The organism is Aeromonas sp. 600948 (assembly GCF_049174875.1).
Lineage (GTDB): Bacteria > Pseudomonadota > Gammaproteobacteria > Enterobacterales > Aeromonadaceae > Aeromonas > Aeromonas veronii_A.
Genome location: NZ_JAAKTY010000027.1, coordinates 42,555 through 54,477, shown reverse-complemented (window position 1 = coordinate 54,477; position 11,923 = coordinate 42,555). Strand labels below are relative to the sequence as shown.

The 11,923-nt window shown below is 59.7% G+C and carries 12 protein-coding genes; 10 read left to right on the top strand and 2 right to left on the bottom strand.

From position 1 onward, the window contains the following. Positions 1 to 104: 104 nt before the first annotated feature. Positions 105 to 713 carry an ACP phosphodiesterase gene (locus G5182_RS18265; RefSeq protein WP_227342466.1) on the bottom strand — a complete coding sequence of 203 codons (609 nt, stop codon included), beginning with the start codon at positions 711 to 713 and terminating at the stop codon, positions 105 to 107. Positions 714 to 1,100: 387 nt separating this feature from the next. On the opposite strand from G5182_RS18265, the gene G5182_RS18260 reads away from it, so the two are divergent. Together G5182_RS18260 and iadA are read left to right on the top strand one after the other, a co-directional pair. Beyond that, positions 1,101 to 1,883, top strand: coding sequence for an ABC transporter substrate-binding protein (locus G5182_RS18260; RefSeq protein ID WP_408082988.1), 783 nt, complete (start codon positions 1,101 to 1,103; stop codon positions 1,881 to 1,883). Between the two features lie 66 nt (positions 1,884 to 1,949). Further along, on the top strand, positions 1,950 to 3,080 hold the full coding sequence (gene iadA, locus G5182_RS18255; protein ID WP_421254619.1) for a beta-aspartyl-peptidase: 1,131 nt from the start codon (positions 1,950 to 1,952) through the stop codon (positions 3,078 to 3,080). A 97-nt stretch (positions 3,081 to 3,177) separates the two neighbouring features. On the opposite strand, the gene G5182_RS18250 is transcribed toward iadA, so the two are convergent. Then, the gene (locus G5182_RS18250; protein WP_216954347.1) at positions 3,178 to 4,080 is read right to left on the bottom strand and encodes a lysine exporter LysO family protein; all 903 of its coding nucleotides are present in this window, start codon (positions 4,078 to 4,080) and stop codon (positions 3,178 to 3,180) included. A 533-nt stretch (positions 4,081 to 4,613) separates the two neighbouring features. On the opposite strand from G5182_RS18250, the gene G5182_RS18245 reads away from it, so the two are divergent. The 8 genes from G5182_RS18245 to G5182_RS18210 all read left to right on the top strand — a co-directional run bounded on the left by G5182_RS18245 (position 4,614) and on the right by G5182_RS18210 (position 11,917). Next, complete coding sequence (locus G5182_RS18245) at positions 4,614 to 5,384, top strand: ABC transporter ATP-binding protein (protein ID WP_005337310.1); 771 nt, start codon at positions 4,614 to 4,616, stop codon at positions 5,382 to 5,384. A gap of 49 nt (positions 5,385 to 5,433) precedes the next feature. After that, positions 5,434 to 6,207: an ABC transporter substrate-binding protein gene (locus G5182_RS18240; protein WP_005337307.1), complete on the top strand. Its 774-nt coding sequence runs from the start codon at positions 5,434 to 5,436 to the stop codon at positions 6,205 to 6,207. A 211-nt stretch (positions 6,208 to 6,418) separates the two neighbouring features. After that, positions 6,419 to 7,159 (top strand): ABC transporter permease, encoded by a 741-nt coding sequence (locus tag G5182_RS18235; protein ID WP_005352911.1) that lies wholly within the window; start codon positions 6,419 to 6,421, stop codon positions 7,157 to 7,159. Positions 7,160 to 7,162: 3 nt separating this feature from the next. Continuing rightward, positions 7,163 to 7,855: an ABC transporter permease gene (locus tag G5182_RS18230; protein ID WP_005337302.1), complete on the top strand. Its 693-nt coding sequence runs from the start codon at positions 7,163 to 7,165 to the stop codon at positions 7,853 to 7,855. Between the two features lie 176 nt (positions 7,856 to 8,031). Continuing rightward, positions 8,032 to 8,691: a TIGR01621 family pseudouridine synthase gene (locus G5182_RS18225; protein WP_421254618.1), complete on the top strand. Its 660-nt coding sequence runs from the start codon at positions 8,032 to 8,034 to the stop codon at positions 8,689 to 8,691. 7 nt (positions 8,692 to 8,698) lie between these two features. Then, positions 8,699 to 9,412, top strand: a complete 714-nt coding sequence (locus G5182_RS18220) for an HAD family hydrolase (RefSeq protein WP_421254617.1) — start codon at positions 8,699 to 8,701, stop codon at positions 9,410 to 9,412. Between the two features lie 224 nt (positions 9,413 to 9,636). Further along, complete coding sequence (gene hppD, locus G5182_RS18215; protein ID WP_323935940.1) at positions 9,637 to 10,773, top strand: 4-hydroxyphenylpyruvate dioxygenase; 1,137 nt, start codon at positions 9,637 to 9,639, stop codon at positions 10,771 to 10,773. Then, positions 10,766 to 11,917: a homogentisate 1,2-dioxygenase gene (locus tag G5182_RS18210; RefSeq protein ID WP_216953354.1), complete on the top strand. Its 1,152-nt coding sequence runs from the start codon at positions 10,766 to 10,768 to the stop codon at positions 11,915 to 11,917. The genes hppD and G5182_RS18210 overlap by 8 nt, the downstream gene beginning before the upstream one ends. Positions 11,918 to 11,923 lie beyond the last annotated feature (6 nt).

Sequence of the window (11,923 nt, the reverse complement as noted above, 5' to 3'; positions counted from 1 at the left end):
GGCGTAAATATCAAAGTGTGTTTGTATGAGGCCCTGGGGCGCCCCATGCAACACGTAATTGGGACATAGCCTTTTTTATGGGGAAGCGGCTCTATCCAGAGGGATCACTGTGCCCCTTGGGCTGCCCGATATTTGGCCAGCTGCTGCTGGCTAAAGTCCATCAGCGCGGGATAGAAGCGCAGAAATCCCGCCTCGCATGTTTGCCACTGCGATTCATCGAGGGTCAGCAGCGCCTCTCCCAGTTGTACCGGGCGGCGCAGTCGGCGGCCGATGCCATTCAGCGCTTGCCCCAGCCCCTCCTTGTGGCGGTAGGAGGCGATCCAGTTTTGCTCGGCCATCCGCTTGAGGGGGAGTGGCAGTCCATCCGGCAGGCGTGGGTGATCCGCCAATAGCTGGTCATAACTGCGTTGCAGGAAGCGGGGCAGGGGCTCGGTACTGAACAGCTCCCAGTGCTGGCTCAGCCAGTGGTCGTAGATCATATCCACCACTATGCCGCCAAAGCGGCGCCAGGGGGCCTCGAAACAGGCGACGGCCGCCTTGTGCTCGGGGTGGCCGTCGGTGAAGGCGTCAATTTTGCGGTGCAGCCAGATCCCCTCATCGAAGTGGGCGGCAAGCCCCGTGGGCAGCGTGCCTTTGACGAAATCGCCGAGCAGATTGCCGGTGAGGGAGCTTCGGGTGTGGGCAGCCAGATGGAGATGGGCCAGAAAATTCATCAGTCGCTGTGTGTCTGTTATGGGATGGCAAGGTGCTTCGAGCCTAACGGATCCCGCCTGCCTTGACCATGATCGGGATTTTGCTACTGCCTGGCGGCTGCCTCTTGCCGGGCAAAATTCGGGCGTGCTAAGGTGATTGCCATCTTTGTCACAGGACGCGACAAACCACCATGATGCGCAAAGCCAGAGGCTTTTTTCTGGCCTTCTACTTCAAGCCTTTCTATCTCTCCGAGTGGTTCGACGAATAGATCGAACCCCTGGAGCAGTTCACTGACGCCCGCTTGGGCGTGATCTCGCTCATCCAGATTTTGCCGCTTTTGGTCATCGCATGCATTCGCCTGCGGTGCCTTGTCCGCGCTTGTGCGCTTTTTATGTAATGGAGTACACATGATGAAGATCAGACTGACCCTCTCAGCCCTGTTTGTTGCCAGCCTGCTGGCCACCCCCGCCATGGCCAAGGAGTGGAAAACCGTGCGCTTCGGGGTGGAGGGGGCCTACCCGCCCTTCTCCTGGACCGATGCGTCGGGCGAGATCAAGGGGTTTGATATCGATCTCGCCAACGCCCTGTGTCAGCAGATGGCGGTCAAGTGCGAGTTGGTGGCGCAGGATTGGGACGGCATGATCCCGGCCCTGCTGTCGCGCAAATACGACGCCATCATCGCCGCCATGTCGATCACCGACGAGCGGCGCCAGAAGGTCGATTTCACCGAGAAATATGCCCATATTCCCAATCGCTTTGTGGCGGCCAAGGGGACCGAGCTGACGCTGACCCCGGAAGGCATGGCGGGCAAGCGCATCGGGGTGCAGCGGGCCACCACCCACGATAAGTACCTGACCGACAATTTTGGCTCGAATGTCACCATCGTCCGTTACGGCAATGCCGATGAGGCCTATCTCGATCTGAAGGCGGGTCGGGTGCTGGCCCTGCTGGCCGATGCCTCTGCCATTGAGCAGGGGCTGCTTGGCAAAGAGGGGGGCGACAAGTTCGACTATGTGGGGCCCACCCTGACCGATCGCCAGTGGTTTGGTAATGGCATGGGGATCGCCGTGCGCAAGAGCGATAAGGAGCTCAAGGGCAAGCTGGACGAGGCGATCAAGGCCCTGCGTGCCAATGGCACCTATCAGCAGATCAACCAGAAGTACTTCAAGTACGATATATATGGTGGTTGACGGGGGGAGGGAGCTTGCTCCCTCTCTTTTCATTGGGCAAGCGACAATCGTGCAAGGAGGATCGCCATGCTGACCCTGATCGAGGGAGCCGAGATCTTCAGCCCCACCCACCTTGGCCAGCAGGATCTGCTGGTGGCCGATGGCCGTATCGCCTGGATGGGCAAGGGGTTGACGGTGCCCGCCGACTGGCCGCTGCATCGGGTCGATGGTCGTGGCCGCTATCTGGTGCCCGGGCTGGTGGATCCGCTGGCCCATATCACGGGGGGCGGTGGTGAGGGGGGCTTTGCTTTTCGCACCCCTGAACTCGCGGCGAGCGAGGCGCTCAGGGCCGGTGTCACTACCCTGGTGGCGGCGCTCGGCACCGATAGCCTGACCCGCTCCCCCGCGCAGGTGCTCGGCAAGGTGCGCGAGTTTCGCGCCGCCGGGGTGAGCGCCTTTATGTATACCGGCTCCTACCATCTGCCTGTCAAAACTCTGACCGGTACGGTGGAGTCGGACATCATCCTGATCCCCGAGGTATTGGGGGTGGGGGAGGTGGCCATCAGCGACCACAGATCCAGTGCGCCGACCCACGATGAGCTGGCCAGGCTTGCCAGCGAGGCGCGAGTGGCCGGGCTGCTTGCGGGCAAGAGCGGGGTCAGCTTCTTTCATGTCGGGGATGGCAAGGGGGCATTGGCCCCCCTGCGGGCCCTGCGCGATGAGACCGACATTCCGCTGCGCCAGCTCTATCCCACCCACTGCAACCGCAACCCCTGGCTCTTTGCCGAGGCCATCGAGTGGGGCAAGGCGGGAGGTTGGGTCGACCTCACCACCTCGAGCTTTCCCGATCTGCTGGAGGATGGCGAGCGGCTTGCCGCCGATGCACTCGTCGAGCTGCTGGCCGCCAATGTGCCTGCCGATCGCATCACCTTCAGTTCGGATGCCAACGCCAGCCTGCCGCGCTTTGATGGCGAAGGGCGGCTAATCGAAATGCGCTGTGGCCAGATTGCCAGCCTGTGGCAGCAGTGCGTGCGCGCGACCCGGCTCGGTGTCTCGCTGGAGAGGGCGTTGGCCGTGGTGACAAGCAATCCGGCGCAGGCGCTGGGGCTCTGCAGCAAGGGCCGTATCGGGGTCGGGCAGGATGCGGATCTGCTGCTGGTGCACGACCGGACGTTTGCTATCGAAAGGGTGATGAGTGGCGGCCTGTGGCGCGAATAAGGCTGCGAGCAATATCGCAGCCAGTGCGTGGTTGCTTCAAACAGCAAAAGCCCGACAACAAGGTCGGGCTTTTTTATCTGCAATGTGGAAATCAGGCTTAGATCGCCAGAAACCCGAGGATCAGGATGGGGCCGAGCAGGCTCAGGATAAAGCCGGAGACAATGGCCACCGGCACCACCTGAATGCCCCCTGATTTCTGGATGACCGGCAGGGTGAAGTCAAGCGCCGTGGCGCCGCCATAGCCAATGGCGGCAGAGGGGTGATGGCGCATCAGCACCGGGATGATCAGAATGGCGATAAGCTCGCGCCCAAGATCGTTGATAAAGGCAGCAGAACCGAGCACCGGCCCCAGTTTGTCGGCCACCAGAATGCCGGAGAGCGAATACCAGCCGAAGCTCGAGCTCATCGCCAGACCATGGGCAAAGGGCATGCCCAGCAATTGGGCCGCCAGCAGGCTGCCAAGCCAGCTGCTGAGGATGACGGTGGCGGCGATCTTCATCCCCCAGGGGTTGAGCAGGATCTGGCGCAGCCGCATGCCGGAGTTGCGCATCTGCACCCCGATGAGAAACAGCAGCAGCATCAGGGCCCACTCACTCCACTTGTCGATGGGCAGTGCGCGCAGATCCACCAGTAGACCCAGCAGCACACCGCCGAGCACCACAAAGCAGAGCTGCAGGGATTCCCACAGCAGGTGCAGCTTGCTCGGCATTTTGCTATCGCTCGCCTCGTGGGTCGGCGGCGTGCGCTTGTCGAGCCACCAGAGAGCCAGCAGGTTGCAGAGCGTGATCGCGGTCAGCATCACCCCGGCGACTTTGAAGATCACCGCCAGATTGCTGCCCAAGTTCTCCACATAGGCAAGCCCGAGCCCCATCAGAAACAGAATGAGGTAGACCATCTTGCCCAGACTCTGGTTGACCAGCTTGATCAGCCGGGCAGAGGAGAGGGGAATCAGATAGCCGATTGCCAGTGGCAACAGGATCAGCAACACATTGAGCAGCATCGAGGCCTCGATCACAAAAACTGATAAAAACACCACCTTATCATTACTTATTGGCTCTGTGTCACATATCTCTCGCTTTCATGGCCGAAAACAGCCCTTTTGGGGGCAGATTGTTACTTTTTTGCCACAACCTCTCTGTTTGATAAGGTTCTGTGCGAGCCCGAGTGCACCAATGAAATCAAGTTGATCCGATCGGGGGGCAGATATTTCGCTCGGCAAGGGGGTGCATAAAGCCATTTTGGTGCCGGTTTGGCACACATCACGCTTTTCTCTTGCCACTGATATGATTGGGGTATAAAAAGGCGTTATCGGAATAGCCATTGAAACGGCTGTTTATGCAAACAAAGTGCTGAAAAATACGCAAAGAGCGAATAAAAATAGAGCGAATCCCCTGAAGACCCTCGTTCTGTATTGTTTTTTCACTATCCGGGTGATATTTTCGCTGAAGGTTGCCATCGGTTAACTTTTTGTTAAATGGACGATGGTTGAGTCACGCCCCCTGCGGCGTCTAGGGACAGACAAGGTTGTAATGGATGAGCGACGTTGCCGCACTGGAAGTACGTGATCTGCACAAATATTTTGGCACCCACGAAGTGCTCAAGGGCATCGACATGACCGCCCACAAGGGGGATGTGATCTCCCTTATCGGCTCCTCCGGCTCGGGGAAGTCGACCTTTCTTCGCTGTATCAATCTGCTCGAAACCCCCTCATCCGGCACCGTCTCGCTCCATGGCGAGCTGATCCGGATGAAAACCAGCCGCGCCGGCGAGCGGTTGCCCGAGGATATGCGTCAGGTGGAGCGGATCCGCAGCCGACTGGCCATGGTGTTTCAAAGTTTCAATCTCTGGTCACACATGACCATCATGCAGAACATCATCGAAGTGCCAATCCAGGTGCTCAAGGTGCCTCGCGCCGAAGCATTGGCCAAGGCAGAGCAACTGCTCAACCGGGTTGGACTCTGGGAGCGGCGTGACTACTATCCCGGCCACCTCTCCGGTGGTCAGCAGCAGCGAGCCGCCATTGCCCGTGCGCTGGCGGTAGAGCCCGAGGTGATGCTGTTCGATGAACCCACCTCGGCGCTGGATCCCGAGCTGGTGGGAGAGGTGCTCGGCCTGATGCGCGAGCTGGCCGAAGAGGGGCGTACCATGCTGGTGGTGACCCACGAGATGTCGTTTGCCCGGGATGTGTCGAACAAGGTGATGTTTCTGCATCAGGGGCGGGTGGAAGAGGAGGGCAACCCCAAGGAGATTTTCGCCCATCCCAAATCCGAGCGGTTCAAGCAATTCATCTCCTCCATCTACTGATGGCGGGATGCCTGGTTACCCAATCAACTGTTTTATCAAGGAGAGATACATGAACAAGCTGATGCTGGCGACAGCCGTAGTTACTGCCCTCGCGTCTGGTAGCCTGATGGCCAAGGAGTGGAAAGAGGTCCGGATCGGGGTTGAGGGTGCCTATCCCCCCTTCTCCTGGACCGAGCCCAGTGGCGAGGTGAAAGGCTTTGATATCGACATCGCCAACGCCCTGTGCGAAGAGATGAAAGTGAAGTGCACCCTGGTCAAGCAGGACTGGGACGGCATCATTCCGGCGCTGCTGTCACGCAAGTTTGACGCCATCATCGCCACCATGGACATCACAGAAGAGCGCAAGAAGAAGGTGGACTTCACCCAGAAGTACCAGCACATTCCGGCCCGCTTTGCCGCCAAGAAGGGCACTGATGTGCAGCTCGACAAAGCCTTTATGGAAGGCAAGTCCGTCGCGGTGCAGCGTGCGACTTCCATGGATACCTTTATTACCGACAACTTCCCCAACGCCACCATCAAGCGTTACGGCACGGCCGATGAAGCTTATCTCGATCTGAAATCCGGTCGTGTGGACTATGTGCTGGCCGACTCTGCCGCCATCACCGACGGTCTGTTGAAGAAAGAGGGGGGTGATGCCTTCGAATTCGTCGGCCCGAAACTGACCGATCCCAAGTGGTTTGGCGAGGGTGCCGGTATTGCGGTGCGCAAGGCTGACAAGGATCTGAAAGAGAAATTCAACGCCGCCATTCTGGCGCTGCGTGCCAACGGCAAGTACAAGGAAATCAACGACAAGTACTTCGAGTTCGACGTTTACGGAGAGTAAAACAAAGAGGCGTTTACGGCGAGTAAGTCCAAAGACGTCTACGGCAAGTAACGACAGGTTGATCCCGTCAGTAGTCATCGGGCCCGTCACCTCCCTGAGGGAGTTTACGGGCCCGCATTGATTGCAATGGAGCTGCACATATTTCATTCGGACTGCTATGGAGCCTTCTGGTTAGCAGGTGCGTGAAGATTCAGTGGCGATGGAGCTGCATATGTTTGATTTGAAAGGATACGAAGCCTCGCTGCTGGAGGGCGCCTGGGTCACCCTGGAAGTGGCGCTGGCCTCCCTGCTGCTGGCGTTGCTGCTGGGGATGCTGGGGGCGCTGGCCAAACTCTCTCCCTACAAGTGGGCCCGGGCCATCGCCACCGGCTACACCACCATTATTCGCGGTATCCCCGATCTGGTGCTGATGATGCTGCTCTTCTTTGGCGGCCAGGTGCTGATTAACGGCATCTGCACCTGGGTCAACGAGACTTACAACAGCTGGTTACTGGAGAGCAATCCCAATCAGGAGTGGGTCTCCCTGCTTCCGGACTATATCGACATCAGCCCCTTTGTGGCCGGTGTCGCGACCATCGGTTTTATCTTCGGCGCCTACATGACCGAGACCTTTCGCGGCGCCATTCTGGCGGTGGACAAAGGTGAGCTGGAGGCCGCACGGGCTTTTGGCATGCGGGCTACCCAGGTGTTTGTGCGGATCCTCTTCCCCCAGATGATGCGCCACGCTCTGCCCGGGTTTGGCAACAACTGGCTGGTGCTGCTGAAAACCACCGCGCTGGTCTCCATCATCGGCCTTGATGACATGGTGCGCAAAGCCTCGCTGGCGGCGGGCTCGACCCAGCAACCCTTCACCTTCTACATGGCGGTGGCGTTGATCTTCCTGATCTTCACCGCAGTCTCCACCTCGGCGCTCAAGTGGGCCGAGCGTCATTACGCCATCAAGACGAGGTAAGCCATGGATTTCTCAATCATTCTCAAAGAGTGGCCCACCTACTGGGAGGGGCTCTATACCACCGTCTGGCTGGTGGCCCTCTCTCTGATCCTTGGGTTGATGCTGGCGGTGCCCATGGGCATCCTGCGCAATAGCCGCAACTGGCTGATCAAGGGGCCGATCTGGGCCTATATCTACTTCTTTCGCGGCACCCCGCTGCTGGTGCAGCTCTTTATCATCTACTACGGCGCCGCCCAGTGGGAGTGGCTGAAGAACAGTGCCGCCTGGTCGCTCTTCTCCGAAGCCTGGTTCTGTGCGCTGCTGGCCTTTACCCTCAATACCGCCGCCTATACCGCCGAGATCGTGCGCGGGGCGGTACACAATATGCCGCGTGGCCAGATTGAGGCAGCCAACGCCTTTGGCATGACCCGCTGGCAGACCCTGACCCGGATTATTTTGCCCAACTCGTTTCGTCGGGCACTGCCAGCTTACAGCAACGAGGTGATCTTCATGCTGCAGGGCTCGGCGGTGGCGGGCATCATCACCATCGTCGATCTGACCGGCGCGGCGCGGATCATCAACTCCCGCTACTACAGTCCGTTCGAGGCGTTTTTGACCGCAGGGCTGCTCTATATGCTGCTCACCTTTGTCATCGTCTGGCTGTTCAAGAAGTGGGAAGCGCGCTGGCACGCTCACCTGCGCCCGCGCAATGTGTAAGGGTTGAGCTGCCAAGATGAGCGAAAATGGCTCCGCCTGTTGCAGGCGGGGCCATTTTTTATCTTTATCCTCTGCCCGCCCGGTTTGCCAAATAGTGCCCGAGCAGGGAGAATGCAGCACTCCCGAGCGCAGTCAGTCGTTGGCTGCGTGCTTTATCCCCCAGTTCCCGAGGTTTTATGTACCGGATATTGTTTGAGCATCCCGCTTTCCTGGTTATCGACAAGCAGCCCGGCATCGGCATGCATGACGAGAAGGGCGACTGGGAGTCGGTCAATCCGGGACTGGTCAATCGGGTGAAGGCCGATACCGGGCTCACCCTCTATCCGGTACACCGGCTCGACAAGATGACCTCCGGTCTGGTGCTGCTGGCCCGCACCACGGAGGCGAACCGTGAGCTGAGCATGGCTTTTGCGGCCCGTGAGGTGAGTAAACAGTATCTGGCGCTCTCCGATCGTAAACCGAAGAAGAAGCAGGGTTGGGTGAAGGGGGATATGCAAAAGGGGCGCGGCGGCAGCTGGATGCTGGCGCGCACGCTGGATAATCCTGCTATCAGCTGGTTCGATTCACTGTCGGTGCGCGAGGGGCTGCGGCTCTATCGCATCAAGCCGCAGACCGGCAAGACCCACCAGATCCGGGTTGCCCTCAAAAGCATCGGCGCCCCCATTCTCGGGGATGAACGCTATGGCGGTACATCAGCCGATCGTGGCTATCTGCATGCCTGGCAGCTCAGCTTTACCCTGGCGGGCGAGCCCTTCGACTTTGTCTGCCCGCCCACGCAGGGGGCCGAGTTTGTCACCCCCGAGCTTACCGCGGCGATTGCCGCTCTTGCACCTTGAGGCTCCCATGATAAGCCGCTCGCCAGCTGAACCAGTGGTGCCGAAAGAGAGTGGGGGGAATCGAGAGTGCGGGGGGGCTGCACGCTGGATCCTGGCCGACTTTGACGACACCCTGGCTCCAGGCGACAGCCACGCCGGTCTGCTGCGCTATATCCTGCGCCGCCGGATCTGGCCGCTGCTGCTGTTGCCAGTGATTGCGCTGGGTGGGTTGGTCTATTTGTTACCAAGTCAGCTGCTACCCAGCCAGCGGCGGCGCGGAATCTCCCTTATCTGGTGGGCCATCACGTTGGGGCTTTCCCCTTTGGACTGGCGCAAGCTGGTGCGCGCCTATTGCCGCACCAGGCCGGGGCTGTATCGTCAGGCTCGCGAATTGCTGCAAAGCGAGGGGGCGCGCTGCTGGGTGATCTCCGCCAGTCCCTGCGCGCTGGTGCGAGCCCAGCTCTATCAGCAACTGCCCGGCCAGTTGCCCCACCGGATCATTGGCTCGCAGATGCACTACCGTTTTGGCGGCCTGATGCCGCGCTTCTATTGCCACGGTCAGCACAAGCTGCTGCCGGAGATTTGCGCCCTCGAGGCCGAGCTGGCCTTGAGCGACAGCCTGCACGATCTGCCGCTGCTGGGGTTGGGGAAAGAGGCGTGGTTGATCAATCCGACGCCTGTGCGACTGCAAAAGGCCCGGGCCTGCTTGCCCCATCTGATGGTCAAAAACTGGCAACTGTAAGGCAAAGCTGACAGTCCTGCGGGTCGTTACCGTTTGATCCGCAAGGCTGCGGCTTGAATGTCACAATCCATTTACATTCTTTGCTGTCAGCTGCGAAAAACTATCTGCAACCCGCCTCTTCTCTTCCTGCTACGCCCTGCTTCTAATGAAACAAGTTGTTAACACTTGCCGCGCCGCTGGGTGCCGCAATCCGTTTTAACCGAATCAAGAGCAAGGAGCGCCCGATGAATGCCACCTCTTCCGCCACCCATACCATCAATCCGTTAGGCACTGACGGTTTCGAGTTTGTCGAGTACACAGCCCCCGATGCCAAGGGGATTGCTGCCCTCAAGAGCCTGTTTGTTTCGCTCGGGTTTGCCGAGGTCGCCAAGCACAAACACAAGCAGTGCTGGCTCTACCGGCAGGGGGATATCAACTTTGTGGTCAATGCTGAGCCTCACTCCCAGGCGGAGCAGTTTGCCAGCCTGCACGGGCCGAGCGTTTGCGGCATGGCGTTTCGGGTGAGCGATGCGGGCAAAGCCCAGCAGTACGCCATCGCCAAGGGGGCAAAGCCTTTTGTCGGCAAGATTGGGCCGATGGAGCTCAATATTCCCGCCATCTACGGTATCGGCGAGAGCACCCTCTCCTTTGTCGACCGCTATGGCGACAAGGGCTCCATCTACGACGTGGATTTTGTTTTCTACCCCGACTGGCAGGCCCGGATGGCAGAGGTGGATGCTGGTCTCATCGAAATCGATCACCTGACCCATAACGTGCATCGCGGCAATATGGATGTCTGGTCCAATTTCTACGAGCGGATCGGCAACTTCCGCGAAATTCGCTACTTCGATATCGAGGGCAAGCTGACCGGGCTGCATTCACGCGCCATGACCGCTCCCTGCGGCAAGATCCGCATCCCCATCAACGAGTCGGCGGATGACAAGTCCCAGATCGAGGAGTACCTGCGTCAGTACAAGGGGGAGGGGATCCAGCACATCGCCATGGCCTCCAGCGATATCTACCACACCATCCGCACCCTGCGCAGCCGCGGTACCGGCTTTATGCCGACGCCCGATACCTACTACGAGAAGGTGAACAGTCGGGTCGAGGGGCATCAGGAGGATCTGGCGGCCCTCAAAGAGCTGCGCATCCTCATCGACGGCTCCCCTACCAAAGATGGCATCCTGTTGCAGATCTTCACCGATACCGTGATAGGCCCGGTCTTCTTCGAGATCATCCAGCGCAAGGGTAACGAAGGGTTTGGCGAGGGCAATTTCAAGGCACTGTTTGAATCGATCGAGCTGGACCAGATCCGCCGCGGCGTGCTGGATGGCGGTGAGGATGAGAAGGGGGCCCGCAAAGAGGGAGCGAGCAATGCGTAACTGGATTAACTTTCCCCACCGGGAGGGAACCCACTCCCGACAGGCCCATGCCGACCTGCCGGAGCAGGCCATCTATGAGCGCGAGCTGGGGCGTAGCGGCTTTTTCGGCCCCGCCACCCACATGCACCACAAACATGCCCCCACCGACTGGAGCAGTTGGGAGGGGCCGTTGCGGCCACGGCTGTTTGACCTCAATGCCCTCCAGGAGGAGGTAAGCTCGCTCTCTCCATGGGTGGCTCCCGACATTCTTAGCAACCCCCACTGCCGCTATCGCATCTGGCGGCTCTCCGAGGCGATGCCGTTTCTGGTGCGCAACGCCGATGGCGACGAGCTGCTCTTTATCCACGAAGGGAGCGGCGAGCTCTTCTGCGACTACGGCCACCTGACTCTTCGCGATGGCGACTACGTGGTGATCCCCCGTGGCACCATGTGGCGCATCGAGCCGACGGCGCCCCTGTTCATCCTGATGATCGAGGCTACCAACGACAGCTACCAGCTGCCGGACAAGGGGCTGGTGGGCAATCACGCCATCTTCGACCCGGCGGCGCTCGATGTGCCCGCCATCAATGAACGCTTTTTAGCCCAGCAGGATGAGAATCCCTGGTCGCTGCAGGTGAAGCGCCACGATCAGGTGTCGGTCATCACCTGGCCGTTCAACCCGCTGGATGCACAAGGGTGGCACGGCGACTTGTGCGTGGTGCGCCTCAACTGGCGGGATATCCGCCCGCTGATGAGCCACCGCTACCATCTGCCGCCATCGGCTCATTCGACCTTTGTGGCGAGCCGCTTCGTGATTTGCACCTTTGTGCCGCGCCCCATCGAGAGTGACCCCGGCGCCCTCAAGGTGCCCTTCTATCACAGCAATGACGATTACGACGAGGTGCTCTTCTACCATGCAGGGGACTTCTTCAGCCGGGACAATATCGAGCGGGGCATGGTCACCTTCCATCCCGCCGGTTTCACCCACGGCCCCCATCCCAAGGCGTTTGCGGCAGGGCAGGCCTATGCCAAGAAGTTCACCGACGAGGTGGCGGTGATGCTAGATACCCGCGATGCGCTGAACGTCGGCAGTCTGTGCGAAGGGATCGAGAACACCCGGTATGTCTCCAGCTGGCAGCGACCGGACGCTGCTGCCGGCAAATAAGGAATC

What these genes read in the sequence shown, in the direction of transcription:
- G5182_RS18265 (WP_227342466.1), bottom strand. Translation starts at nt 713, where the DNA reads ATGAATTTTCTGGCCCATCTCCATCTGGCTGCCCACACCCGAAGCTCC.
- G5182_RS18260 (WP_408082988.1), top strand. Translation starts at nt 1,101, where the DNA reads ATGATGAAGATCAGACTGACCCTCTCAGCCCTGTTTGTTGCCAGCCTG.
- iadA (WP_421254619.1), top strand. Translation starts at nt 1,950, where the DNA reads ATGCTGACCCTGATCGAGGGAGCCGAGATCTTCAGCCCCACCCACCTT.
- G5182_RS18250 (WP_216954347.1), bottom strand. Translation starts at nt 4,080, where the DNA reads ATGCTGCTCAATGTGTTGCTGATCCTGTTGCCACTGGCAATCGGCTAT.
- G5182_RS18245 (WP_005337310.1), top strand. Translation starts at nt 4,614, where the DNA reads ATGAGCGACGTTGCCGCACTGGAAGTACGTGATCTGCACAAATATTTT.
- G5182_RS18240 (WP_005337307.1), top strand. Translation starts at nt 5,434, where the DNA reads ATGAACAAGCTGATGCTGGCGACAGCCGTAGTTACTGCCCTCGCGTCT.
- G5182_RS18235 (WP_005352911.1), top strand. Translation starts at nt 6,419, where the DNA reads ATGTTTGATTTGAAAGGATACGAAGCCTCGCTGCTGGAGGGCGCCTGG.
- G5182_RS18230 (WP_005337302.1), top strand. Translation starts at nt 7,163, where the DNA reads ATGGATTTCTCAATCATTCTCAAAGAGTGGCCCACCTACTGGGAGGGG.
- G5182_RS18225 (WP_421254618.1), top strand. Translation starts at nt 8,032, where the DNA reads ATGTACCGGATATTGTTTGAGCATCCCGCTTTCCTGGTTATCGACAAG.
- G5182_RS18220 (WP_421254617.1), top strand. Translation starts at nt 8,699, where the DNA reads ATGATAAGCCGCTCGCCAGCTGAACCAGTGGTGCCGAAAGAGAGTGGG.
- hppD (WP_323935940.1), top strand. Translation starts at nt 9,637, where the DNA reads ATGAATGCCACCTCTTCCGCCACCCATACCATCAATCCGTTAGGCACT.
- G5182_RS18210 (WP_216953354.1), top strand. Translation starts at nt 10,766, where the DNA reads ATGCGTAACTGGATTAACTTTCCCCACCGGGAGGGAACCCACTCCCGA.